21 protein-coding genes, 1 tRNA gene and 1 pseudogene are annotated in these 23489 nt (G+C 66.4%); 14 read left to right on the top strand and 9 right to left on the bottom strand.

What is annotated here, in order from left to right; genetic code table 11:
• The coding region (locus B161_RS19710; protein WP_018631875.1) for a hypothetical protein at positions 1 to 256 on the bottom strand (256 nt) is incomplete at its 3' end.
• 371 nt (positions 257 to 627) lie between these two features.
• Between B161_RS19710 and ilvC the strand changes: the two genes are divergently transcribed.
• From ilvC to folP, 3 genes are all read left to right on the top strand, one after another.
• Entirely contained in the window at positions 628 to 1650 is a 1023-nt protein-coding gene (gene ilvC / locus B161_RS0103005; protein ID WP_018631874.1) for a ketol-acid reductoisomerase, read from the top strand.
• A gap of 205 nt (positions 1651 to 1855) precedes the next feature.
• On the top strand, positions 1856 to 3784 hold the full coding sequence (ftsH, locus tag B161_RS0103000) for an ATP-dependent zinc metalloprotease FtsH (protein ID WP_018631873.1): 1929 nt from the start codon (positions 1856 to 1858) through the stop codon (positions 3782 to 3784).
• Between the two features lie 59 nt (positions 3785 to 3843).
• Entirely contained in the window at positions 3844 to 4893 is a 1050-nt protein-coding gene (folP, locus tag B161_RS0102995) for a dihydropteroate synthase (RefSeq protein ID WP_026310149.1), read from the top strand.
• Here the strand turns inward: folP and mnmA are convergent.
• Entirely contained in the window at positions 4883 to 6091 is a 1209-nt protein-coding gene (gene mnmA / locus B161_RS0102990; protein WP_018631871.1) for a tRNA 2-thiouridine(34) synthase MnmA, read from the bottom strand. The two genes, folP and mnmA, sit on opposite strands and share 11 nt — an antisense overlap.
• 250 nt (positions 6092 to 6341) lie before the next feature.
• On the opposite strand from mnmA, the gene sciP reads away from it, so the two are divergent.
• From sciP to ctrA, 3 genes are all read left to right on the top strand, one after another.
• The gene (gene sciP, locus B161_RS0102985) at positions 6342 to 6626 is read left to right on the top strand and encodes a CtrA inhibitor SciP (protein WP_026310148.1); all 285 of its coding nucleotides are present in this window, start codon (positions 6342 to 6344) and stop codon (positions 6624 to 6626) included.
• Positions 6627 to 6742: 116 nt separating this feature from the next.
• Complete coding sequence (locus B161_RS0102980; RefSeq protein WP_018631869.1) at positions 6743 to 7582, top strand: hypothetical protein; 840 nt, start codon at positions 6743 to 6745, stop codon at positions 7580 to 7582.
• A 387-nt stretch (positions 7583 to 7969) separates the two neighbouring features.
• Positions 7970 to 8695: a response regulator transcription factor CtrA gene (ctrA, locus tag B161_RS0102975; protein WP_018631868.1), complete on the top strand. Its 726-nt coding sequence runs from the start codon at positions 7970 to 7972 to the stop codon at positions 8693 to 8695.
• 153 nt (positions 8696 to 8848) lie between these two features.
• Here ctrA and B161_RS18520 read toward each other — a convergent pair whose 3' ends face one another.
• Positions 8849 to 9274, bottom strand: coding sequence for a hypothetical protein (locus B161_RS18520; RefSeq protein WP_018631867.1), 426 nt, complete (start codon positions 9272 to 9274; stop codon positions 8849 to 8851).
• Positions 9275 to 9665: 391 nt separating this feature from the next.
• Here B161_RS18520 and B161_RS0102965 point away from each other — a divergent pair, with 391 nt between their 5' ends.
• From B161_RS0102965 to B161_RS0102950, 3 genes are all read left to right on the top strand, one after another.
• Entirely contained in the window at positions 9666 to 9905 is a 240-nt protein-coding gene (locus tag B161_RS0102965; protein ID WP_018631866.1) for a hypothetical protein, read from the top strand.
• 270 nt (positions 9906 to 10175) lie between these two features.
• Entirely contained in the window at positions 10176 to 10358 is a 183-nt protein-coding gene (locus B161_RS0102960; RefSeq protein ID WP_018631865.1) for a Flp family type IVb pilin, read from the top strand.
• A gap of 132 nt (positions 10359 to 10490) precedes the next feature.
• Entirely contained in the window at positions 10491 to 11012 is a 522-nt protein-coding gene (locus B161_RS0102950) for an A24 family peptidase (protein ID WP_018631864.1), read from the top strand.
• Positions 11013 to 11149: 137 nt separating this feature from the next.
• On the opposite strand, the gene B161_RS0102945 is transcribed toward B161_RS0102950, so the two are convergent.
• Both B161_RS0102945 and B161_RS16445 read right to left on the bottom strand, forming a co-directional pair.
• Positions 11150 to 11225 (bottom strand) — tRNA-Ala (locus B161_RS0102945).
• Between the two features lie 171 nt (positions 11226 to 11396).
• A complete protein-coding gene (locus B161_RS16445; RefSeq protein WP_018631863.1) occupies positions 11397 to 11756 on the bottom strand; it encodes a TIGR02300 family protein in 360 nt (119 codons plus the stop codon).
• 350 nt (positions 11757 to 12106) lie between these two features.
• Here B161_RS16445 and B161_RS16440 point away from each other — a divergent pair, with 350 nt between their 5' ends.
• Entirely contained in the window at positions 12107 to 13342 is a 1236-nt protein-coding gene (locus B161_RS16440) for a polyhydroxyalkanoate depolymerase (RefSeq protein WP_018631862.1), read from the top strand.
• A 143-nt stretch (positions 13343 to 13485) separates the two neighbouring features.
• A complete protein-coding gene (locus tag B161_RS0102930; RefSeq protein WP_018631861.1) occupies positions 13486 to 14208 on the top strand; it encodes a M48 family metallopeptidase in 723 nt (240 codons plus the stop codon).
• Between the two features lie 4 nt (positions 14209 to 14212).
• Here B161_RS0102930 and B161_RS16435 read toward each other — a convergent pair whose 3' ends face one another.
• Positions 14213 to 15526 (bottom strand): multidrug effflux MFS transporter, encoded by a 1314-nt coding sequence (locus tag B161_RS16435; RefSeq protein WP_018631860.1) that lies wholly within the window; start codon positions 15524 to 15526, stop codon positions 14213 to 14215.
• Positions 15523 to 16863: pseudogene (locus B161_RS0102920) on the bottom strand (dihydroorotase); the annotation flags it as partial. The gene B161_RS16435 and the pseudogene B161_RS0102920, both read right to left, overlap by 4 nt.
• 73 nt (positions 16864 to 16936) lie before the next feature.
• Between B161_RS0102920 and ygfZ the strand changes: the two are divergent.
• The 3 genes from ygfZ (at position 16937) to B161_RS0102900 (ending at position 21035) form a co-directional block, all read left to right on the top strand.
• Positions 16937 to 17734 carry a CAF17-like 4Fe-4S cluster assembly/insertion protein YgfZ gene (ygfZ, locus tag B161_RS0102915; RefSeq protein WP_026310147.1) on the top strand — a complete coding sequence of 266 codons (798 nt, stop codon included), beginning with the start codon at positions 16937 to 16939 and terminating at the stop codon, positions 17732 to 17734.
• A gap of 53 nt (positions 17735 to 17787) precedes the next feature.
• Positions 17788 to 20214 (top strand): ATP-dependent helicase, encoded by a 2427-nt coding sequence (locus B161_RS0102910; protein WP_040789159.1) that lies wholly within the window; start codon positions 17788 to 17790, stop codon positions 20212 to 20214.
• Between the two features lie 353 nt (positions 20215 to 20567).
• Complete coding sequence (locus B161_RS0102900; RefSeq protein WP_018631855.1) at positions 20568 to 21035, top strand: SH3 domain-containing protein; 468 nt, start codon at positions 20568 to 20570, stop codon at positions 21033 to 21035.
• A 3-nt stretch (positions 21036 to 21038) separates the two neighbouring features.
• Here the strand turns inward: B161_RS0102900 and B161_RS16430 are convergent, their stop codons facing one another.
• Positions 21039 to 21776, bottom strand: coding sequence for an SOS response-associated peptidase (locus tag B161_RS16430; RefSeq protein ID WP_018631854.1), 738 nt, complete (start codon positions 21774 to 21776; stop codon positions 21039 to 21041).
• 7 nt (positions 21777 to 21783) lie between these two features.
• On the bottom strand, positions 21784 to 23454 hold the full coding sequence (locus B161_RS0102890) for a bifunctional metallophosphatase/5'-nucleotidase (RefSeq protein WP_018631853.1): 1671 nt from the start codon (positions 23452 to 23454) through the stop codon (positions 21784 to 21786).
• Between the last annotated feature and the right edge of the window lie 35 nt (positions 23455 to 23489).

Raw genomic sequence — 23489 nt, 5'->3', positions numbered from 1 at the left:
CGGGGGCCGGGGCGGCGGCGGGCGCGGGGGCCGCAGGCGCTTCGGCGGAAGCCGCGGCGGCTTCTGGGGCGCTCAAAGCCTGAGCCGCCTGACGGGTGGGGCCGCGGAACTGCGCCTTGACCTCCTCGGCCGCCGAAGCGCCGAGGGCCTCGACCGCCGAGGGCTGAGGCAGATCCGCCGCCCTTTGGGCGAAGGCCGGAGAAGCCGCCGAAGCGGCCAGAGTGAAGATCGCTGCAAGAGCCGTCAATCCACGCATCGCTCGATGCTCCTTGTTGATCTGGGAACCTGAGGCGCGGCGGAAAGGCCGCCGCCGGGCCGTCGATTCGGTAGACGGCGCAAAGCATATCCTTAGAAAGCCCTTGCGAAAACCGCAGCTTGCGGCGCATCCCCCGGAAGAGACTCCCCTTTCTGCGGGGGCCTGCGCCGCGCCTGCGCGGAGCCGGGGCCCCCGCCCGCGCCCGCGCCTCCGCCTCTCGGCGCTCTGGACAGGCGCGCGCGCCTCGGTTACGAGGCGCAAAGCCCGCTTCTTGCGGGCGCTTCGCGGAATTTCGGCCCCCTGCGGGCGATTCGCGGATTTCGGGGGCTCCGCCCGGCGAGCGGCGGAGGATTTCAAAAAAGGGCCCTTCCATGCGCGTTTACTATGATCGCGATTGCGACGTGAATCTCATCAAGGACAAGAAGGTCGCGATCGTCGGCTACGGCAGCCAGGGCCACGCCCATGCGCTGAACCTGCGCGATTCGGGCGCGAAGAACGTCGTGATCGCGCTGCGTCCGGGCTCGCCCACCGCCGCCAAGGCCGAGGCCGCCGGGCTTCAGGTCATGAACGTGGCCGACGCCGCGAAATGGGCGGATCTCATCATGATCCTCACCCCCGACGAGCTGCAGGCCGACATCTACCGCGAGCATATCCACGCGAATCTGCGCGACGGCGCCGCCATCGCCTTCGCCCATGGCCTGAACGTGCATTTCGGCCTGATCGAGCCCCGCGCCGAAGTCGACGTCATCATGATGGCCCCCAAGGGCCCCGGCCACACCGTGCGCGGCGAATTCGTCAAGGGCGGCGGCGTGCCCTGCCTCGTGGCGGTGCATCAGGACGCCTCGGGCAAGGCGCTGGATCTGGCGCTCTCCTATTGCTCGGCCATCGGCGGCGGACGCTCGGGCATCATCGAGACCACCTTCAAGGACGAATGCGAGACCGATCTCTTCGGCGAGCAGGCGGTTCTCTGCGGCGGCGTGGTCGAGCTGATCCGCTCGGGCTTCGAGACCCTGACCGAAGCGGGCTATCCGCCGGAGATGGCTTATTTCGAGTGCCTTCATGAAGTGAAGCTGATCGTGGATCTGATCTACGAAGGCGGCATCGCCAACATGAACTACTCGATCTCGAACACCGCCGAATACGGCGAATACGTCTCCGGCCCGCGCATCCTCCCCAAAAAGGAGACCAAGGAGCGCATGAAGGCCGTTCTGGAGGACATCCAGCAGGGCCGCTTCACCCGCGACTGGATGGTCGAATACCGCTCGGGCCTCGCCAGCTTCAAGGCGACCCGCCGCAACAACGACGCCCATGAAATCGAGGCCGTCGGCCGCAAGCTGCGCGAGATGATGCCGTGGATCGGCGCCAATAAGCTCGTGGACAAGGCCAAGAACTGAGCCTGCGCGCCCGGTTCGTGAAGCTTCGCGCCGTCCCTCCGGGGGCGGCGTTTCGTTTTTCGCCCCCTCCGCAGGCATGGGAGCGCGAGAAGGCGTTGATCCTCGGCTCGGGCGCGCTATCTTTGCAGAACGCGCTTCCATGAGCGGATTCGTCGGGCGACCCTTGCGGGCCGTCCCGTCGCCGCGACTCGAGGGATCTCAGGTTTTGAACAATTTCCGCAATTTCGGCGTTTGGCTGGTGATCATCCTGTTGGTCGTCGCCTTGGTCAATTTGTTCACCGATCAGGGCTCAGGCCGCGAGTCGGGGGCGCCCATGCCCTATTCCGAGTTCATCGCGGCGGCCAACCGGGGCGCCGTCAAAGAGGCGCGCATCGACGGCGAGCGCATCACCGGACGCCTGAACAACGACGCGCCTTATCTCACCTACGCCCCGCCCGACGATCCGCAGCTCATCGAGCGGCTGGAGAAATCCGGCGCGGTGATCCGCGTCGAGCCGCAGAAGAGCAGCCCGCTGCTGCTGACTCTGGTCGGCTGGCTGCCTTTGCTGCTGCTGATCGGCGTCTGGGTCTTCTTCATGCGCCAGATGCAGGGCGGCGGGCGCGGCGCCATGAGCTTCGGCAAATCGCGCGCCAAGCTGCTGACCGAAAAGCAGGGCCGCGTCACCTTCGACGACGTGGCGGGCGTGGACGAGGCCAAGGACGAGCTTCAGGAGATCGTGGAGTTCCTGAAGGATCCGCAGAAATACTCCCGCCTCGGCGGCAAGATCCCGAAAGGCGCCCTGCTCGTCGGCCCTCCGGGCACGGGTAAGACCCTCTTGGCGCGCGCCATCGCGGGCGAGGCGGGGGTTCCCTTCTTCACCATCTCGGGCTCCGATTTCGTCGAGATGTTCGTGGGCGTCGGCGCGAGCCGCGTGCGCGACATGTTCGAGCAGGCCAAGAAGAACGCCCCCTGCATCGTCTTCATCGACGAGATCGACGCGGTGGGCCGTCATCGCGGCGCGGGCTACGGCGGCGGCAACGACGAGCGCGAACAGACCCTCAACCAGCTGCTCGTCGAGATGGACGGCTTCGAGGCCAATGAAGGCGTGATCCTCGTGGCGGCGACCAACCGTCCCGACGTGCTCGATCCCGCGCTGTTGCGTCCGGGCCGCTTCGACCGGCAGATCGTGGTCTCGAACCCCGACATCAACGGCCGCGAGCGCATCCTCTCGGTCCATGCGCGCAAGGTGCCTCTGGCGCCGGGCGTGGATCTGAAGGTCATCGCGCGCGGCACGCCGGGCTTCTCGGGCGCCGACCTCGCCAATCTGGTGAACGAGGCCGCCCTCATGGCCGCCCGCACCGGCAAGCGCCTCGTCACCATGACGGATTTCGAATCCGCCAAGGACAAGGTGCTCATGGGCCCCGAGCGGCGTTCGATGTTCATGACCGAGGAGGAGAAGCGCCTCACCGCCTATCATGAGGCCGGACACGCCGTGGTCGCGCTGAGCGTGCCCTCGCATGACCCGATCCATAAGGCGACGATCATTCCGCGCGGGCGCGCCTTGGGCCTCGTGATGTCTCTGCCGGAGCGCGATCAGCTCTCCCAGACCCGCGAGCAGCTCGAATCCAAGATCGCCATGGCGATGGGCGGCCGCGTCGCCGAGCAGATCATCTTCGGCGAGGATAAGGTCACCACCGGCGCCGCCTCGGACATCCAGCAGGTCACCCGCATCGCGGAGGCCATGGCCACCCGCTTCGGCATGAGCCAAGATCTCGGCACCATCGCCTATGACGACGACCGCCAGAATTATCTGGGCGGCGGAGCTTCGCGGCGCTCCATCTCCGGCGAGACCGCCATGATGATCGACAATGAAGTCCGCCGCTTCGTCGAGATCGGCGAGCAGAAGGCGCAGGAGATCCTCAAGGATAAGATCGACGCCCTGCACGCCGTGGCTCAGGCGCTGCTGGAATATGAGACCCTGACCGGCGACGAGATCAAATCTCTGATGCGCGGCGAGAAGATGGACCGCCCGCCTCCGGGCTCCGCCGCCGCCGTCTCCGCCGAGGAGGCCGCCCGCCGCGAGCCCGAGCCCTCCTTGCTGGCGGTGCCCAAGACGCGCCCGCCTTCGGACGGCGGATGGGCGCCTCAGGCCTGAGATTCCCTGTCCCCCCGCTTCGGCGGGGGGATTTGTTTTCGCCTGCGGAGGTCTCCGGCGTGACGCTCTATTTTCGCCCCCTGCCCTGCGGCGCGGAGTCGCCCGGCCCCGAGAGCCATCCCCTCGCCGGAGGCTGGCGGCGCTTCGCCTGGGTGGAGGTTCTGGAGCGCGGCCCCGAGGGCGCCCGTCAGCGCAGGGAGATCCTGCCCGCTTCTCTGGCGCGCCGCCGATATGCGGATTTCGCGCCGGTCTTCGCGCGGCTGACCGCTCCGCGCGCGGCTTTATCGGGGCTGAAGCTGGATCGCCCGCGGATCATGGGCATTCTGAATCTCACCCCGGACAGCTTCTCGGACGGCGGCGAGCATGACGCGCCCCAAGCCGCTCAGGCCCGCATGGCGCGGATGATCGTCGAGGGGGCGGATATTCTCGATCTCGGGGCGGAATCCACCCGCCCGGGCGCGGCGCCGGTCTCGCCGGAAGCCGAATGGAGCCGCCTCGCGCCGGTTCTGCCCGGCCCGGATTCGCCGCCCCCCGCCCTGCTCTCGGCGGACACGCGCAACGCCGCCGTGGCCGGATTGGCTCTGGAGGCGGGGGCGCGGATCTTCAACGACGTCTCGGCTCTGACTCATGATCCGAACAGCCTCGCCGTCGCGGCGGATTACGCCCGGGCGGGCGGCGCGGTCTGTCTGATGCATGCGCAGGGCGAGCCGCAGAAGATGCAGCAGGATCCGCATTACGCGGATCCTCTGCTCGACGTCTGCGACCATCTCGCCGAGCGCGTGGCGGTCTGCGAGGCGGCGGGGATCCCGCGCGAGGCGCTGATTCTGGATCCCGGAATCGGCTTCGGCAAGACGCTGGAGCATAATCTCGCTCTGCTGCGCGGCCTGAGCCTGCTGCATGGCCTCGGCTGCCCGATCCTGCTGGGCGTCTCGCGCAAAAGCTTCATCGGGGCTTTGGGCGGCGAGACGGCCCCTAAGGCGCGCGTCCCCGGCTCTTTGGCGGCGGCGCTGCATGGAGCCTCTCAGGGCGCGCAGATTCTGCGGGTCCATGACGTGGCCGAGACGCGGCAGGCGCTGAAGGTTCAGACGGCGCTGGAGATCAGCCTCTAGCGATCCAGCCGCCGCCGAGCACCCGCGTTCCTTCGGTCGCGTAGAAGACGCAGGCCTGTCCGGGCGCCACGCCCTCCTCGGCCTCTAAAAGCTCGACTTCAAGGGTTCCGGGGGCGCCCGTCTCCGTCGCGCGCAGGATCGCGGGCTTCGGCTTGCGCGTCGAGCGCACCCGGGCGAGGATCTCCACGCCTTCGGGCGGCAGATCGGCCAATTCGCCGTCGCCGAGCCAATTGATTTCACGCAAGGGAGCGCGGCGCGTCGCCAGAGCCTCGCGCGGCCCCACGACCACCTCGCGCTTCTCGGCGTCGAGGCGGATCACGAAAAGCGGCTCCGTCTCCTCTCCGGCCCTGCCCCCGATTCCGAGTCCCTTGCGCTGACCGATGGTGAAATGGATCACGCCCTGATGCTCGCCGAGGATCCGCCCGTCCAGATGCCGGATCGGCCCCGGCGAGGCCGCCCCCGGACGCAGCTTCTCGACCACCGCCGCATAGCGCCCCTGAGGCACGAAGCAGATGTCCTGACTATCGGGCTTCTCGGCCACGCAAAGCCCGAGATCCAGCGCCATGGCGCGGGTTTCGGCCTTGCTCTCGCGGTCGCCGAGGGGAAAGCGCAGATAGTCCAGCTGCTCGCGGGTGGTGGTGAAGAGGAAATAGCTCTGATCCCGCGCCGGATCGGCGGCCCGATGCAGCTCCGGGCCGTTGGGCCCCATGATCCGCCGCACATAATGCCCCGTCGCGAGGCATTCCGCCCCCAGCTCGCGCGCCAGCCCCATGAGGTCGACGAATTTGACCCGCTGATTGCAGCGCACGCAGGGAATCGGCGTCGCGCCCGCCAGATAGGCGTCGGCGAACTCCTCGATCACCGCCTGACGAAAGAGATTCTCATAATCGAGGACGTAATGCGGAAAGCCGCTCTGCTCGGCGACCCGGCGCGCGTCGTAGATGTCGCGCCCGGCGCAGCAGGCGCCCTTCTTGGCCAGCGCCGCCCCATGATCGTAAAGCCGCATGGTCAGCCCGACCACGTCGTAGCCCGCCTTGGCGAGCAGGGCCGCCACCACCGACGAATCGACTCCGCCCGACATGGCCGCCGCCACGCGCACTTCGCTCGGCGGACGCGGCGCGAATCCGAGATCGACCTCCGGCGCGGGCGCGGAGACGGGGGCTTCAGAGGCGGCGGAGGCGGGATCGAAAGCGTTCATGCGCGGGTTTTAAAGCTTTTCCCCAAGCTGCGGAATGGCAAAAGCGCCGCGCCGGATTCCAGCGCCCGAGATGTCTCCCGCGCGCGGCGCCTGAGGCCGCCTTGGGCGGGAAAAGCGGCGAAATTGCAATCGCTCCGCAGGCGCATAATTCGTGCGCCGTAGATTAAGCTCCTGTTTTGAATTGGTTTTCAGAATTTTAGTTTTCCTCCCCTATCCTTGTGGCCAAGGAACGTCATGGGGGTCGCCGCTTATGAGTCAGCAGCAGAAACAGAGTGGGCCGCACATCATCGGCCCAGACGGCCAACGTTTGACCTTGGCCGATCTGCCGCCGCCGGACACGAAACGCTGGGTGATTCGCCGCAAGGCCGAAGTGGTGGCCGCCGTGCGCGGCGGCCTGTTGAGCATCGACGACGCTTGCGCGCGCTATAACCTCTCCCTTGAGGAATATGAGGCCTGGAGCCGCGCCATCGAGAAATACGGCCTGCAGGGGCTGCGCACGACGCGCATCCAGAAATATCGCGACGTCCCCTCCTGACCTCTCCCTAAGCGCTCTTAAATCCAGCCGAAATCCCGCGCATGGCGTTTCGGCTTCAGAGAAAATACACCGGCGGAGCCTAAAGCTCGGACGTCGCCCCATCAAGGATGCCCGCCTTGGCCGCTTTCCCCTTCTCCTTCGGCTCCAGCGCCGCCGCCGTTCCGCCGCCCGCGCCGCCGCGCTTTCTGCCTCCGCGCGGCTTCGCCCGCGGCGTGGTGCGCGAGGCGCATCGGCGCCGGCTTGCGCCGATACTCGAATCCCACGGCTTTTCGCCGGAGTTCAGCCAGCGCATCCTCGAAGCCGCTCTGGAGCGCGCGCCGACCACGCCTTTTGAAATGGCCCTCGCCGACGGCCTCGCCTGCGCGCTGCGCTTCGAGCCGATGCATCCGCGTCCTCAGCGCCCCTTGATTCTGCCGCGCCTCGCGCCGACTCCGGCGGCGCCTCTGATCGGCTGGATGGCCGAGCGGGCGGCGCGTCTGGGCGCGCCGGGCTGCGTGATCCTCGTGGGCGATTCGCCGGAGCAGGAGAAGCTCGCGGCGGCGGCTCAGGCCTCGGGCGCCTTCTTCACGACGGTGCGCGATCTGGCGGCGGCGGGCGAGGCTCTGGGCGGCCGCGCGAAAGGCGGCTGCGCCTGGATTTTGCCGCCTCCGCTGGGAGCCCGCCCCGGCGCCGACGCCGAGGCGATCCGCAAATTCGCCGAGGCCCGCGGCGTCGAGGCCGTCGGCCTGGCCGACGGCGAGACCGGCCCCGGCCTTTCGGGGGCTCCGGCCTTCGCGCGGACGGGCGCGCGGCGTCTGATCGTCTGCGTGCCGGAAGGCGCCTCTTTGGGCGGGCCGGTCAGCGCGACGGCGGGCGGCTTCGCTTTGGCGGGCTTCGCCGATCCGGAATCGGCGGAGTTCTGCGAGAACGCGAGCGCTTTGGCTCTGGCGCGGCGGATGTTGTCGGGGCGGCTTTAAGGCGTCGTTCAGCGCGGCCGAAACGGCGTCGCCGCGTGCGGACGCGACCCCGGGAGAGAAGAGGGCCTCCGCCCGGTCGCCAGGGATCGGACAACGCTTTCAGGCGCGCGGAGCGGCGGATTTCAGGAGTCGAAGCTTGAAATTCAGTCGTGTTATTTCGGAGCATGCGAGATAGGTTAGTCTTAACGGTATATTTCCTAATGCGTAAAATACCGCATTCGTCGTGATTTCTCCGTCCTGACCTTCTAGGGGATAGGCAAAGATCAGTGTTTCCGTTTACCTTCCTTACCGCTGGGGCGGCGATGCGCAATCAGGGTTTCTTTACCTTTTCGCGTTAGCTTGTCCAAAGATAAAGCTTAACGAGACTCGACGCCGAGGAACTTCGACATGCGCATTCTCCTCATCGAAGACGATAGCGCCATGGCGCGCAGCATCGAATTGATGCTGAAGCAGGAGGGCTTCAACGTCTACGCCACCGACATGGGCGAAGAGGGAGTCGATCTCGGCAAACTCTACGACTATGACCTGATTCTGCTGGATCTCGGTCTGCCGGACATGAACGGCTATGAGGTTCTGCGTCAGCTTCGGGTGGCCAAGGTCGCGACGCCGATTCTGATCCTCTCAGGCTTCTCGGGCACCGAGAACAAGGTCAAAGGCTTCGGCGCCGACGACTATATGACCAAGCCCTTCAACAAAGACGAGCTGATCGCGCGCATCCACGCCATCGTGCGCCGCTCGAAGGGGCATAGCCAGTCGGTGATCGCGACCGGCAAGATCAAAGTGAACCTCGACGCCAAGACGGTCGAGGTGGACGGCTCGCGCGTGCATCTGACCGGCAAGGAATATCAGATGCTCGAGCTGCTGAGCCTGCGCAAAGGCACCACGCTCACCAAAGAGATGTTCCTGAACCATCTTTACGGCGGCATGGACGAGCCCGAGCTGAAGATCATCGACGTCTTCATCTGCAAATTGCGCAAGAAGCTCTCCACCGCCACCGAAGGCGAGAACTACATCGAAACCGTCTGGGGCCGCGGCTATGTGCTGCGCGACCCCGAGGACGAGAAGGCCCCCGCTCCGCCCCCGGCCAGCTCCGCCGCCAGCGCCAGCGCCTGAGATTCCAGAGACAGCTCGCCGCCCCCCTGGCGTGTTGCGCGAAGCCTCGCGGCCCTGAGCCGCGAGGCTTTCGTGTTTTTCGGCCGTGTTTTTCGGCCGTGTTTTCGGCGCCGCGCCCGGCTTCGCCCGGCGCCCGCTTGCCTCCGAGGCGCCTCAGCGCACGAAGGCGCCGAGCCCATAGGCGCAGACCGACGCCTGACAATCATAAAGCCGCACCCGCACCGAGACCGGCCCGCTCCAGCGCGGCCGGAACTCCACCACGGCGGCGGGGCCCGCCTGCATGTCGGCGGCGAGCCGATTGTTGGTCTGGTCGAAGATCTCCAGATCGACGTCGCGACAAAAGGCGTCGCAGACCACGGCGACCGCATAACGGCGCCCCGCCTCCAGATTCAGGTTGAGGCGCTCGCTCCTCCGATGATCCAGCGCGCCGCCCTTCCTCGGCGGCAGCTCGCGATAGCCGCCGCCCGCCAATTGGGCGGCCACCATGTCCAGCCGCGGGCCGACTTCTTGCGGCGCGCTTCGCGCAGGCTGGCCGAAGGCCCCGGAGGCCGACAGGACCGCGCTCAAGATGACAACCATACGCCGGACCCTAGACATCCCGCCCTCCTGATTCACAATCATAGCGTGCTTTTTCAGTTTCATAAACCATAAGTGGCGTTTTACAAGGATCGCAATCCAGAAAACACAAACCTTAAGGTTTAAAATGAAAATAAAATCACGCAATGCGAGTATAAATCGGAATCCCTCCTCGCCCCCCTACGAGAGCTTAGACCGCCGTTTCGCGACCAAGCGCCGAATCTCCGGCCGACCGGGCTCGGCGGAGGCGCTCCGGCGAATCGGAGATCTGGTTTGGAGATCTGGTTTGATGGGGCCTTCGAGCCGGAGAGCCGCGCCTGATCCGAGCGCGCCCGCTGCGTCGGCGCCGAGAATGGGTTATATGGAGGCTCCCGCCCCCCCAAGGAGCTCTCTTATGTCCTTCATCGTGATTCTCGGCGTCGCGCTTGGCGCCGCCATCGGCTGGTTCGCGGCTCAGAACCGCGTTTTCAACGCGGATCCCGTCATCGCCGCCGTCTTAGGCGGTCTGGGCGGCTTCCTCGGCGGTCTGGCGCTCAAGGTGATTTTGCCCGTCGCCTTCGCTCTGCTGGGCGCTTTGGTCGGCGCGGCGCTTTTGCTCATCCTCTACAAGCTGATCATGGATTCGCGCGGCTGATTCCTCCCCGGCGCGGCGGAGATTCGCGCCGGATCTCCCCTATATAAAACAAGGACTTACGAGAATACTCGCTCAATGCGAAAGTATCGATACATAGAACTCGCGCTGAAACGTCAAGAGTTACTTGAGAATTTACTATAAAAACCGAAGGTTACACTGTAAGTATTTGGCGTTAACCATCGCACATTACAGTCTCTTAATTCATGGGCGCTAATTTCATTCTTGTCAGACGCAAGAACGCTGACGGGTCTTAAAATCTAGGAGTTGAAGATGCGCACCATGTTCTCCCGTTTCGTGAAAGAAGAAGACGGCGCCACGGCGATCGAGTACGGCCTCATCGCCGCTCTGATCAGCGTCGCGATCATCGGCGCGGTCAGCGCCCTCGGCGGCAGCCTCGACACGAAGTTCAACTTCATCGCGACCGAGCTGACCAACGCCGACAGCATCACCTAATCCCCTTCTCGGCCAGGGGGGCGGCCTTCGCCGCCCTCCGGCTCCGAAGAGGTTCAGAGCGCCGCCCGTCCCCGCAGGACGGCGCGGCGCTTCTCTTTTTCCCCCTCTTTCACAAGCGTTCCGGAGGCCTGCATGTCGCTCACCCTTCTCGCCGCGACGCCTTTTCCGCTGTTTCTCCTGCTCGGCGCGGGCTCGGATCTGGCGCGCTATCTGATTCCCAACCGCTTTTCGGTGGGGCTGATCGGCGCCTTCTTCGTCGCCTTCGCCTTCAGCGGCCTCGGCTGGGCGGAGCTGAGCGGCCATCTTCTGACCGCCCTGATCGCGCTGGTCTTCGGCTTCGCCTTATTCGCGCTGGGCCTCTGGGGCGCGGCGGACGGCAAATTCCTGCCCGCGGCTTTGCTGTGGATCGGCTCTTCGGCTTCGATCCCGGCGGCCGTCTACATCTCTCTTCTGGGGGCCCTGCTCAGCCTGCTGGTGCTGGCCGTGCGGCGCATGGCGCGGACCTGGCCGATCCTCACGCTGGCCTCGCCTTCGCTGCGCCGTCTGGCGGCTACGGACAAGCCTCACGCCCCTTACGGCGCGGCCATCGCTCTGGGGGCTCTGCTGGCCTTTCCGCAATCGGAGCTTTTCAAGGCGCTGGCGGGACTGACCTGAAGCTTCGCCCGATTCGTCCGCCCGATTCTTCGGAAAAGAGCCGCGCGCGCCCCCCAAAGGGGCGCGTCGTTTTTTGAAGCGCGGTCTCGGGGAAAAGAAAAAGCCGCGCGTCGATCCCGACGCGCGGCTTTTGAGACTGGTGGAGCCAAGGGGAGTCGAACCCCTGACCTCTTGAATGCCATTCAAGCGCTCTACCAACTGAGCTATGGCCCCGAACCTCGCGACCCTTGAGGGTCTGAATTTCGGCCGCATCGCCCTTCGCCGTTTCTTTCGAAGCGGCCCCGGCTGCGTGGGCCGGAGCTATAGGGGGGGATCGAGGGGAAGGCAAGCGAAAAATCACGCCGCGCCGGAAATCCTCTCTCCCCGCCCTTTTTCAGGCGGGGCTTAGTGGTCGGCGTCCGGGTCGATGACCTGGAAGCCCTCCATCTCCTCGTCGTCCACGCCGCCTTTCTTGGATTCGCCGCGCGGCACCACGGGGGCGTCGGCGTCGTCCTCGTCCTCGTCGATGTCGAGCACGCCGTCCTCTTCGTCGTCGTCGAAGACCGCGACCTCCAGATCGTCTTCGTCGCGGATCTTGGACTTATCCTCGACCACGGCCTTGACGGGCTTGCGCGGCCGCAGAGCGGCGGCCACGTCCAGCGTCGCGCCGCAATTGGGGCAGACGGCGGGCGAGCGGCCCAGATCGTAGAATCGTGCGGCGCAGCTCGTGCAGAGCCTTTTGACGCCCCATTCCGGTTTCGCCATGCTTTCGGCGCCTCGTTTGCAAAAATTGAGCGGTCGAGGCCGACGCAAGGTCGGCCCCATCGGAATCGCGGTCGCTTGCCATATCCCGCCCGCGCTGTCAAAGCCTGATGCGCGCCCGCCGGAGGCTCCGGGAGCTCGGGCGGCGCGGCGGATCAGGCGCGGAGGGCCCGTCCGCCTCCGGAGCGCGGCGCGCGAAAGGGGAGCCCGCCTTCCGTTGGATTGTTTGCGGCGCAATATAATTATATGTCATTTCCGGAAAAGTTTTGTAAATTCGCCGAGACCCGCCGTCCTGAGACGAAATCCAGCCGCCGCCGCCTCAGGCCGCGCCCCGCGAGAGAAGGCCGAATCGAATGCTTTATCATGCGTATGAACTCGCCCAGACCGCCATCGCGCCTTGGCGTCAGGCCGCCCGCTACGGACGGACCCTGCTGAACGATCCGCGCAATCCCTGGCAAAGCTCGCCTCCGCATAAAGCCGCCTCGGCCATGCTGGAGATCTTCGAATCGGCCACGAAATACTACGCCAAGCCTCTCTTCGGCTACACCACCGTGAACGTGCGCGGCGTCGAGGCGCAGGTCTCCGAGGAGATCGTGACGCATAAGCCCTTCTGCGATCTGATCCGCTTCCGCCGCACCGGCGCGGGCGTGGACGAATCGCAGGATCCGAAGATCCTGCTGGTGGCGCCCATGTCGGGCCATTACGCGACCCTTCTGCGCGGCACGGTCGAGACGCTCATGACCGAGCATGACGTCTACATCACCGATTGGCTCGACGCCCGCGACGTGCCGCTGGCCGCCGGACGCTTCGACCTCGACGATTACGTCGATTATCTCCGCGAGTTTCTGGAGATCATCGGGCCGGGCGTGACCCTGATGGGCGTTTGTCAGCCGGGCGTGCCTTCGATGATCGCCGCCTCGCTGATGAGCGAGGATGAGAATCCCTTCCGTCCCGCCGCTCTGGTGATGATGGGCAGCCCCATCGACACTCGCGTCAGCCCCACCGAACCGAACCGCCTCGCCGGCTCCAAGCCGCTCTCGTGGTTCAAGAAGAACGTGATCGCCTGGGTGCCCTGGCCGCGGGCGGGCTTCATGCGTCCGGTCTATCCGGGCTTCCTGCAGCTTTCGAGCTTCCTCGCGATGAATCCCGAACGCCATTCGACGGCCTATCGCAAGCAGTTCGACAACCTCATCCGCGGCGACGGCGAATCGGCGGCGGCGCACAACACCTTCTACGACGAATATCTGGCGGTGATGGATCTGACCGCCGAATTCTACCTTCAGACCATCGACGAGGTGTTTCAGCGCCATCTTCTGCCCAAAGGCGAGATGAAGCATCGCGGACGCCCCGTGCGGCCTCAGGCCATCAAGGACGTCGCCTTCATGACCATCGAGGGCGGCAAGGACGACATCACCGGCGCCGGACAGACTCACGCCGCGCTGGATCTCTGCGCGAATCTGCCGGACGACCTCAAGCTGGCCTACACCCATCCCGAGGTCGGCCATTACGGCCAGTTCAACGGCAGCCGCTGGCGGCGCGACATCTATCCGAAGGTCGCCGCCTTCATCCGCGAGAAGGGCCGCCTCTGAAGCGTTCCCCGACGAAGCCTCCTCGGCTTCGCGTCGTGAAGACGCGACCGGACGAAGGGCCGGAGCCTTCGACCGATCCCGCAGGATCCGGAGGCGCTCCAAGCCCTCTCGCCCGCAGAGGAGCGGCGGGGTAAGCTCGGGCCATGACCCAGCCGCCCGCCCTCCTCCGCCCCGCCTCCCTCCATATCGACGGAATCGACGTCGCCCTGCGCCCCTCCCACGCGGGGCGCTTTATTTTGCGGGTCGGGCGCGGCACAGGCGAAGCGCGGCTCTCCATGCCCGCCCGCGCCACCCGCGCCGAAGCGGAGCGCTTCCTCAGAGCGCATCGGGATTGGCTGAAGGCCCGGATCGCCGCCGCGCCGGGGCCTGCGCCCTTCGCGCCGGGGAGCCTCGTCCCGCTCAGGGGCGTTCCGCATCTGCTGAGGCTGGATCCCTTCCGGCGCAAAGGCCCGGTCCTCGCGGCGCGGGAGACGCTGCACGTCCCCGGCCCGCCGGAGGGCTTCGCGGAGGTTCTGGGAGATTGGCTGAAGGCCGAGGCGCGCAAGGATCTCGCGGAGGCCGTGGGACGCCATGCGCGCGCCCTCGGCGTCGCGCCGGGCCGGATCACGCTGCGCGATCCGCGCACGCGCTGGGGGAGCTGCGCCGCCAAAGGCGGGCTCTCCTTCTCATGGCGGCTGATTCTGGCGCCGCCGGAGATCCTCGATTACGTGGCGGCGCATGAATGCGCCCATCTCGTCGAATTCGACCATGGCCCCGGCTTCTGGGCTCTGGTGCGGCGTCTTCGGCCCGATCATGAGCGGGCCGAAGATTGGTTGAGGGCTCAGGGGGCCGATCTCCAGCGTTACGGACGGACCCCCGGAGCGTGAGCCTTCAGGAGCGCGCGCCGGGCGCGCCCTGAGCCAGCCGGGCGCGTCCGCGCTCGGCGAAGATCACGCAGACCCAAGCCATCGAGGCCAAGCCGACGAAGCCCGCGAAGAAGGGCGTCACCGAGCCGTCATAGCCGCGCGCCACCGCGCCGCCGATCAGCGCCGAGACCAGCGTCGAGATCGAGCCGCCGGCGCCCGCCGCCATGCCCGCGATATGGCCCATGGGCTCCATCGCCAGAGCGCGCAGATTGCCGAAGATCAGGCCGCAGCAGAAGAACAGCCCGCAGAGCAGAGCCATGAAGGCCCAGAACGGCGGCTTGCCTTCGTTCAGCAGCGAGAGGATCAGCCCGACGGCCGCGAGGATCACGAAGACCGTCATGGCCGCCTGAGACAGCTTGCGCATGCCGAAGCGCACGACGAATTTCGAATTGGCGAAGCTCGCCAAGCCGATGGCCACCGCGCCCGCGCCGAAGGGATAGACGAAATCCGGCCCCCATGCGTAAAGCTCGCCGAGAACCTGCTCGGAGGCCGTCAGATAGGCCACCAGAGAGCTGAAGATGAAGCCGCTCGCCATGACGTAGCCGATGGAGACCGGATGCGTGGCCATCTCCTTGAAGGCCGCCCAGGAGGTCTTGGCGGACAAGGGGCGGCGACGCTCCGGCGGCAGAGTCTCGGGCAGGCGCGTCCAGGACCAGATCCAGGCGACCAGCGCATGCAGCGCGAAGACCCAGAAGATCATATGCCAGTCGAAATGACGCAGGATCTGCGCCCCGAGCATCGGCGCGAAGACCGGCACCACCATGAAGATCATCATGATCAGCGAGGTCACCCGCGCCATGCCGCGCCCGACGAAGAGATCGCGGGTCGCGGCCATGGCCATGACCTGCGGCCCCGCCGCGCCTACGCCCTGAAGCAGGCGCCCGACCAGCATCATCTGGAAATTCGGCGCGAAGATGCAGGTCAGGGTTCCGACGAGGAAGATCGTCAGGCCGATGTAGAGCCCGCGCTTGCGCCCGAAGGCGTCGAGGATCGGGCCGTAGAAGATCTGCGCGAAGGCCATGCCGAGAAACATCACCGGCACGAGCAATTGCCGGTCGTTCTCGGTCGGCGCCTTGAGGTCGGCGCCGATCATCGGCAGAGCGGGCAGCATCATGTCGGTGGCGAAGGCCGCCAGAGCCATGATCGTGGCGAGCATGGCGACCAGCTCGCCGAAGCCGAGGGAGGAGCCCAGAGCCTGCAGGCTGATGGGTTGGTCGGGATCGCGCGGAACGCGCTGGGCGGAATCGCGCGGGTCGCGCGTCTGAGGAGCGGAGGTCATCCGAGCCATCCTTCTTGAAAACGAACCGGCGCGCCGGAGGCGACGCCGATCAGTTCGTCCTCACGCATGACCACGCGCCCGCGAACGACCGTCCCGCGCGGCCAGCCCGTGACGGTCCGGCCGTGATAGGGAGTCCAGCCGCATCGCGAAGCGATCCAAGAATCTTCAATGCGGCGGCTTTGTTTGAGGTCCACGAGGGCGATGTCGGCGTCATAGCCGACCGCGAGACGGCCTTTGCCTGCGATGTCGAACAGGCGTTGCGGCCCCGCGCTGGTGAGGTCGACGAATCGTTGCAGACTCAAGCGTCCCGCCGCCACATGGTCAAGCATGATCGGCGTCAGGGTCTGGACTCCGGTCATTCCCGAGGGCGATTCCGGATAAGCTTTGGCTTTTTCGTCACGTAGATGGGGGGCGTGGTCCGAGCCGAGGATGTCGATGATCCCGTCCCGCACCGCCTGAAAGATGGCGTCGCGATGATCCGCGCCGCGCACCGGCGGATTCATCTGAACCAAAGTCCCGAGCCGGGCGTAAGCCTCGTCTCCGTCGAGGGTCAGATGATGGGGCGTCGCCTCCGCCGAGATGAGATCCTTATTCGCCGCCAGAAGCGGGATCTCCTCCTTGGTCGAGATATGGAGCACATGCACCCGGCGCTTGGCCTCGCGGGCGAGGCGGATCAGGCGCTCGGTGTTCATGCGGGCGGCCTCGGGGTCGCGCCAGACGGGATGAGACGAAGGATCTCCGGGGCGGCGCAGATGCAGCCGCTCGCGCAAGCGGGCCTCGTCCTCGGAATGGACCGAAACCCGCCGCCGCCCGTTTTGCAGCACGCGCAGGACGTCGGCGCTCTCGCTGACCAGCAGATCCCCCGTCGAGGAGCCCATGAAGATCTTGATCCCCGCGCAGCCCTCCAGCATTTCGGCTTCGGGCAGCATCTCCACGTTCTGAGCCGTGGCGCCGAAGAAAAAGGCGAAATCGCACCACATGCGGTTTTTCGCGCGGGCCACCTTATCGGCGAGGGCCTCCGGGGTGGTGGTGAGGGGCTTGGTGTTGGGCATTTCGAAAACCGCCGTCACGCCGCCCATGACCGCCGCGCGGGAGCCGGTTTCGAGATCCTCCTTGGCCTCCATCCCCGGCTCGCGGAAATGGACCTGCGTGTCGATGACGCCGGGCAGCACATGCAGCCCTCTGGCGTCGAGGACCTCCGCCGCCGCGGCCCCGCCGAGCTCGCCGATGGCCGCGATCCTGCCGTCCCTCACCCCGAGATCCGCAAGGCCGATCCCATCGTGATTGACCAGCGTTCCGCCCTTGATGACGAGATCGAAGCTTTGCGCCATGATGCGGCCTCCTGATGCGCCTGATTTGGCGCGCTTCTATCACGGAGACTTCCGCGTGACGACGAGGCTTCAAGACAAGATCCTTGGCGCGCTCTTGCCCGAGCGCCGGATTCTGGCGCTCGAAGGTCCGCGCGCCGAGCAGGTCGACTTCCTCAACGCCCTTGTGAGCAACGACGTGCGGCGCGCGACGCAGGACCGGCCCGTCTACGCCGCGCTGCTGACGCCGCAGGGCAAATATCTCGCGGATTTCCTGATCTTCGAGGGGGCCGGGGGGAATCTCCGCCTCGACGCCGAAGCCGGGCAAATCGAGGATCTGCTCAAGCGCCTGACCATGTATCGGCTGCGCCGCCCGCTGAAGCTGCGCGTCGAGGAGGATCAGGGCGTCGCGGCTTTTTGGGGCGAGGGCGCGAAGCCCGGCCTCGCCGACCCCCGCGATCCGGCTTTGGGAACCCGGCTTTACGGCGCCCTCCCCGCGCTGGAGGCGGCCCTCGCGCAAGCCGAGCCCGGAGATTACGACGCCCATCGTCTGGCCTTGGGAATCCCGGCTTCGGGGCGGGATCTCATCTCCGGCGAGGGCTATATTCTGGAGGCCGGATTCGAGCGGCTCCATGGCGTGGATTTCCGCAAAGGCTGTTATGTCGGGCAGGAGATCGTCGCCCGCATGAAGCATAAGACGGAATTGCGCAAAGGTCTGGCGCGGGTGCGCGTCGAGGGCGAAGCCCCCGAAGGCGCCGAGATCCGCAACGCCGAGGGCAAACCCGCCGGAATCCTGCGCTCGCATCTGGGCGGGGTCGGTCTGGCGGACCTGCGTTTCGACCGCGCCGAGGGCCTGCTGACCACCCCCGAAGGGGCGGTCGTCCGGCTTGAAGGGCCTTGAAAGGGGCTTTTCTCTGTTCCCTTTTTGATCGAAAGGTTTATAAATTCCGCGCCATGAGCACCGAATGGCCTTTCGATCCCGAAGACGACCCGCTGGCGGCTTACGCCGAGCGGATTCCCCTCTCGCAGTTGGCGCAGGCGGGAGGCCCCATCCCGCGCGATTATCTCGAAGGGCTGAACGAGCCTCAGCGCGAGGCCGTGGAGACCCTCGACGGCCCGGTGCTGGTGCTGGCGGGCGCCGGATCGGGCAAAACCCGCGTGCTGACCGCCCGTCTGGCGCATCTGATCGCCACGGGCCGGGCGCGGCCCTCCGAGATCCTCGCGGTGACCTTCACCAATAAGGCCGCCCGCGAAATGCGCGAGCGCGTCGGGCGGATCATCGGCGAGGCCGTCGAGGGCATGCCCTGGCTCGGCACCTTCCACAGCATCGCGGCGAAGATGCTGCGCCGTCATGCGGAGCTGGTCGGGCTGACCTCCAGCTTCGCCATTCTCGACGCCGACGATCAGGTCCGGCTGCTCAAGCAGGTGATCCTCGCGGAGGGAATCGACGAGAAGAAATTCCCCGCCAAGAATCTCGCCGCCCTGATCGACGGCTGGAAGAATCGCGGCCTGACGCCCGAAAAGCTGCCCAAAGGCGAAGGCGACGACTTCGCGCAGGGCAAGGGCGCCAAGCTCTATGCGCTCTATCAGGACCGCCTGCGCACGCTGAACGCCGCCGATTTCGGCGATCTGCTGCTGCATATGCTGACCATCCTGCAAAGCCACCCCGATGTTCTGGAGCGCTTCCGAGAGCGGCTGCGCTATTTATTGGTGGACGAATATCAGGATTCCAACATCGCCCAATATCTCTGGCTGCGGCTTCTGGCGGGCGGCCATAAGAACATCTGCGTGGTCGGCGACGACGATCAGTCGATTTACGGCTGGCGCGGGGCGGAGGTCGGCAACATCCTGAAATTCGAGAAGGATTTCCCCGGCGCCACGGTCATTCGGCTGGAGGAGAATTACCGCTCCACGCCCGAGATCCTCGCCGCCGCCGGAGCGGTGATCTCCGGCAATCAGGCGCGGCTCGGCAAGACGCTCTGGACGCAGAATCCCTCCGGCTCCAAGGTCCGGCTCATGGGGCTCTACGACGGCGACGAGGAAGCGCGCTGGGTCGGCGAGGAGATCGAGGCCTATATGGCCGGACTCGGGCGACGGGCGAAGATCGGTCTGAATCAAACCGCGATCCTCGTGCGGGCCTCGCATCAGATGCGCGCCTTCGAGGAGCGCTTCCTCGCCATCGGCCTGCCCTATCGGGTGATCGGCGGGCCGCGCTTCTACGAACGTCAGGAGATCCGCGACGCCATCGCCTATCTGCGGCTGGTCGCTCAGCCGGACGACGGCCTCGCCTTCGAGCGCATCGTGAATCTGCCGCGCCGGGGCGTCGGCGAGCAGACCTTGCAGGCGATTCATCAGCAATCGCGCTTCGACAACGTGTCGCCCTCGCGGGCGGCGCTGAAGATGGCGCAAAGCGGCGAGATCGGCGGCAAGGCGCGCGGGACTCTGATCCTCTTCTTCGAGGCCATGAGCCGCTGGCGGGCCGAAGCCGAAAAGCTGACGCCTTCCGAGCTTGCGGCTCTGGTGCTGGACGAATCGGGCTACACCGCCATGTGGAAGGCCGATAAAGGCGCCGACGCGCCCGGCCGCCTCGACAACCTCAAGGAGCTGGTGCGCTCCATCGGCGATTTCCCGACCCTGCAAGGCTTTCTGGAGCATGTGAGCCTCGTCATGGAGGCCTCCCGCGACGGCGAGGGCGCAGGCGAGCGCCTCACGCTGATGACGCTCCATGCGGCCAAGGGTCTGGAATATGATCTGGTCTTCCTGCCCGGCTGGGAGGAGGGGCTGTTTCCCTCGCAACGCTCTCTGGACGAAAGCGGACGTCAGGGGCTCGAAGAGGAGCGGCGCCTCGCCTATGTCGGCATGACGCGGGCGCGCAAGATCCTCAACATCAGCTTCGCGGCCAATCGGCGGATCTATAATCAATGGCAATCCGCCCTGCCCTCGCGCTTCATCGACGAGACGCCGCCCGCGGTCATGGAGATTCTGACTCCGCCGGGGCTTTACGGCGGATCTTACGGCGCGGCGCGACGGGGTGGATATGGGGGCGGCTATGGCGTGACCGACGTCGAGCCGAAGACCTGGCGTCCGGGCGGCCCCTCGCCGCTTCAAGAGCAAGTGCGGCAGGCTTCGAATCCCTATGATTCGCCCGGCTGGAAGCGGATGCAGGCTCAGGCGAGACAGGCGGCGCCCCTGCCCGCCGCGCCGCGCAAATCCGCGCCGAAGCCGAACTTCGCGCCCGGCGAGCGGGTGAGCCATCCGAAATTCGGCGCGGGGGTGGTCATCGCGGTGGAGGCCGACACTTTGACCGTCGCTTTCGACGAGGCCGATGAAAAGCGCCTCAAAGCCAGCTTCGTGACCAAATCCGACGAGACGCCTTTCTGAATTCGCGCCCAAAGTACGGAGCGCGCGCTTCGTCTGATTGATCGACCCGCCTCCATGCTCCGCCCGAATCTTCATGGAAGCGGCGACGGCGTTCTTGTTCGAGCATCCGGATGGGGCCCTCCTCATGCTCGGCTTTCTGCGTTTCAGAGCGGATCGGCGGCTGGAGGCGGCCTTCGCCTTCTCCATGATGCGTCTGGCGGGCGGATGATCCGGCGCGCCCAGAGCTTTTTCCGCGAAAATCCGCGCCGGAAATCCGGAGATCCTCCGTATCACTCTCAGCCTTCCCCGAGAAGGCGGGACATGTCGTCCGGCGAAGCCCTCAGGCCCCCGGAAGAACCACGAAAGACTTGAATATGAAACCGAATCGCGCCGCTCTCCTGGCCCTTCTGGGCGCCGGGCTTCTCTCCTTCAGCCTCGCGCCGGAGGCCTCCGCGCAGCAACGCCACGACCGTTCCGGCCCGGCCTACGTCAAGGAGGGCCTGAGCCTGCGCGCCGGTCCCGGACTGAATCACCGGGTCGTCGGCCAGCTGAATCGCGGCGACGATTTCGAGATCCGGCGCTGCGTCGAAAACTGGTGTCTGCTCGCCAAGGCCGGGCCGGACGGCTGGGCGCCGGTTCAGGCTCTGGGCTTCGGCGCCAATCCCTTCCGCAAACAGCAGACCCATCAGCCCCATCAGCCCGCGCCGGTTCAGGTCCGGCCGCAGCAGCATGCGCCGGTTCAGGTTCAGCCCCATCAGCCCGCGCCGGTCTATGTTCCTGTCCCCGCGACGCCCTCCAAAGGCCCCGCGCCGATCTACGATCCTTGGCCGGCCCGCCGCTGAGCCTCAGAAGAGGCTCGCCTGATCGGGAGGCCGGGGCTCCGGAGCTTCGGCCTCCTCCTTGAGCGGCGCCGTCAGATCCTCGCCCTCGGCGTCGCGCTTGTTGAGCGCCGTCGAGACGCGCCAGAATTCGATCTCGCCCAAAGGCGGCGGCGCCATCAGACGCGCCGCGCCATGGCCCTCTTCGCCGAGCCAGAGGCCCCAGCGCTCCGGCGCCAGCCAGAGCGGCGAGCGATGATGAATCGGCGCGAGTTCGGCGTTGGCCTCGGTGGTGACGATGGCGCAGGTCTGAAGCTTCTCGCCGGAAGCCGGATCGGTCCATTCCCGCCAGACTCCCGCCATGACCATGGGCGCCCCGCCCTTGCGCCGCACGAGCCAAGGCTCTGCGCCTTTGCCTGCGCTTTCGGTCCATTCGTAAAAGCCCGAGGTCGGGATGAGGCAGCGCGTCCGGCGGACGGCCTCGCGGAAGGAAGGCTTCTCGGCGATCCCCTCCGAGCGCGCGTTGATGATCAGCGGCCCCGCGCCGGGCGCCTCATACCAAGCCGGAATGAAGCCCCAGCGCATGGGCGTCAAAAACCGCCCGCCCTCCACATCGCGCCGGAGGACGGGAATCTTTTGCGTCGGGCGGATGTTGAAGCGCTGCGCCGCAAGCTCCGGCCTCTCCTCAAAGGCCGGATCGAGCCGCGCCTGAACCAGCCCCGCCAATTCGGCGGGGCCTTGCGTCAGGAAGAACCGCCCGCACATGGGCCGCTCACTTCACTTCGGAGATGCGCCCGTCGAGCTTGGGCTCATAGGCTTCGCCGAGGGAGAGCAGATATTCGACCGTCACATCCTCCATGTTCGGGCCGTAGTCATAGGGATTCACGGCGTTGGAGGCGAAGAGCGCATAGCCGTCGCCGCCGTTGCGCATGAAGTTGTTGGTCGCCACGATATAGGAGGCGTTGGGGTCGATGGCCTTCCAGCCGCCCCCGTCGTCGGAGACCTCGACCTTGATGATCCGGCCTTCGTTGGCCGGGCGGTCGCGCGTCCAGGTGAAGCGCAGACCCGCCACCTGCGGGAAGCGGCCCGCGCCTTCCTCGACGCGGCTGACGCCCGATTCCAGAGACTGCACGATCTCGGAGCCCTTGAGCTGCATGGTCGCCAGCGTGTTCTGGAAGGGCAGAACCGTCAGCACTTCGCCCATGGTGATCTCGCCCGCGTCGATGGAGGCGCGAAGTCCGCCGCCGTTCTGGATCGCGATCTGCACGCCCTGAGCCGCGCCGCGCGCCAGCATGGCCTCGGCGACGAGGTTGCCCATGGCGCATTCTCCGGCGCGGCAGGTGTCGCGCGAGCCGTCGATGGGCTCGGCGGCCTGAGCCACCACCTGATTGCGGATCTCCTCCAGAGGCTTGGCGAGTTCGGCCACGCGGGCGGCGAATTCATTATCCTCGGGGATGTTGTGGTCGAGGAGCAGCGGCTCGCCCTCGGCCGAGACCACGTTTCCGGCGGCGTCGAAGGCCAAAGTCACCTCGCCGAGATATTTGCCGTAGGCGTAGGCCTGCACGATGGGGGTTTTGCCGCCGTCCGGCGAGTCGACCCAAGTCGGATAAGCGCCTTCGGGCTTCTGAGCGCCCTCGGCGGGCTCCTTGGAGGAGAGATAGGTGTGGGAATGCCCGCCGACGATCAAATCGATCCCCGGCACCTGCGCGGCGATCTGCTGATCGCGGTGATAGCCCGAATGCGAGAGCAGGATCACCTTATCGACCCCGGCGGCGGTCAGAGCCGTCACGGCGCCGCGCACGGTCCCCACGGCGTCGAGGAAGGCCACCTCGCCAGTGGAGGCCAATTCCCAAGTGTCTTCGGGCGTCAGGCCGATCACGCCGATCTTCTGGCCGCCCGCCTCAAGGATGGTCGAGCCCTGAATCAGCCCGCGCAAGGCGCCTTCGTAATCCGGCACGATGTTCGCCGAGAGAATCGGCGTCCCGCCGGAGTTCTTGATGAAATCGGCGAGGGACTGGGGGCCGCTGTCGAATTCATGATTGCCGACCGCCATGGCCTGATAGCCCAGAGCCTTCAGGAATTCGGCTTCGACCGCGCCCTTGTAATGGGTGTAGTAGAGCGTGCCCTGCACCTGATCGCCGCCGTCGAGCAGCAGATAGGGGCGTCCGGCGGCGTCCAGCTCGCTGCGGCGCATGCGGATGGCCGAAGCCAGACGCGCCACGCCGCCGAAGCACTCGTTCTTGCCCGCCTCCTCGGCGGAGCAGGTGGAGTCGAAGCGGTTGATCGCCTCGACCCGCGAATGGAAGTCGTTGGTGTGCAGGATGGTCAGCGTGAAGAGATCCGCCCCCTGAGCGGCCCCTTCCTGAGCATGGGCGGCGGGCGCGAAGCCCGCGAAGCCGGCCAAAAGCGCCGAGGCCGCGACGCAGGTGAAGACGTGACGCATGAGGGGTCTCCCTCTCCCAAATGTTTTTGAGGCGA

This window comes from Neomegalonema perideroedes DSM 15528, from assembly GCF_000374145.1.
GTDB classification, from domain to species: domain Bacteria; phylum Pseudomonadota; class Alphaproteobacteria; order Rhodobacterales; family Rhodobacteraceae; genus Neomegalonema; species Neomegalonema perideroedes.
Note: the sequence above shows the minus strand (reverse complement) of the source record. Positions and strands in the feature narration are given on the sequence as shown.

Excerpts from the sequence above, each read along its gene's own strand:
- ilvC (WP_018631874.1), top strand. The coding sequence starts at position 628 with ATGCGCGTTTACTATGATCGCGATTGCGACGTGAATCTCATCAAGGAC.
- mnmA (WP_018631871.1), bottom strand. The coding sequence starts at position 6,091 with ATGAACGCTTTCGATCCCGCCTCCGCCGCCTCTGAAGCCCCCGTCTCC.
- sciP (WP_026310148.1), top strand. The coding sequence starts at position 6,342 with ATGAGTCAGCAGCAGAAACAGAGTGGGCCGCACATCATCGGCCCAGAC.
- ctrA (WP_018631868.1), top strand. The coding sequence starts at position 7,970 with ATGCGCATTCTCCTCATCGAAGACGATAGCGCCATGGCGCGCAGCATC.
- B161_RS18520 (WP_018631867.1), bottom strand. The coding sequence starts at position 9,274 with ATGGTTGTCATCTTGAGCGCGGTCCTGTCGGCCTCCGGGGCCTTCGGC.
- B161_RS0102965 (WP_018631866.1), top strand. The coding sequence starts at position 9,666 with ATGTCCTTCATCGTGATTCTCGGCGTCGCGCTTGGCGCCGCCATCGGC.
- B161_RS0102960 (WP_018631865.1), top strand. The coding sequence starts at position 10,176 with ATGCGCACCATGTTCTCCCGTTTCGTGAAAGAAGAAGACGGCGCCACG.
- B161_RS0102950 (WP_018631864.1), top strand. The coding sequence starts at position 10,491 with ATGTCGCTCACCCTTCTCGCCGCGACGCCTTTTCCGCTGTTTCTCCTG.
- B161_RS16445 (WP_018631863.1), bottom strand. The coding sequence starts at position 11,756 with ATGGCGAAACCGGAATGGGGCGTCAAAAGGCTCTGCACGAGCTGCGCC.
- B161_RS16440 (WP_018631862.1), top strand. The coding sequence starts at position 12,107 with ATGCTTTATCATGCGTATGAACTCGCCCAGACCGCCATCGCGCCTTGG.
- B161_RS0102930 (WP_018631861.1), top strand. The coding sequence starts at position 13,486 with ATGACCCAGCCGCCCGCCCTCCTCCGCCCCGCCTCCCTCCATATCGAC.
- B161_RS16435 (WP_018631860.1), bottom strand. The coding sequence starts at position 15,526 with ATGACCTCCGCTCCTCAGACGCGCGACCCGCGCGATTCCGCCCAGCGC.
- B161_RS0102910 (WP_040789159.1), top strand. The coding sequence starts at position 17,788 with ATGAGCACCGAATGGCCTTTCGATCCCGAAGACGACCCGCTGGCGGCT.
- B161_RS0102900 (WP_018631855.1), top strand. The coding sequence starts at position 20,568 with ATGAAACCGAATCGCGCCGCTCTCCTGGCCCTTCTGGGCGCCGGGCTT.
- B161_RS16430 (WP_018631854.1), bottom strand. The coding sequence starts at position 21,776 with ATGTGCGGGCGGTTCTTCCTGACGCAAGGCCCCGCCGAATTGGCGGGG.
- B161_RS0102890 (WP_018631853.1), bottom strand. The coding sequence starts at position 23,454 with ATGCGTCACGTCTTCACCTGCGTCGCGGCCTCGGCGCTTTTGGCCGGC.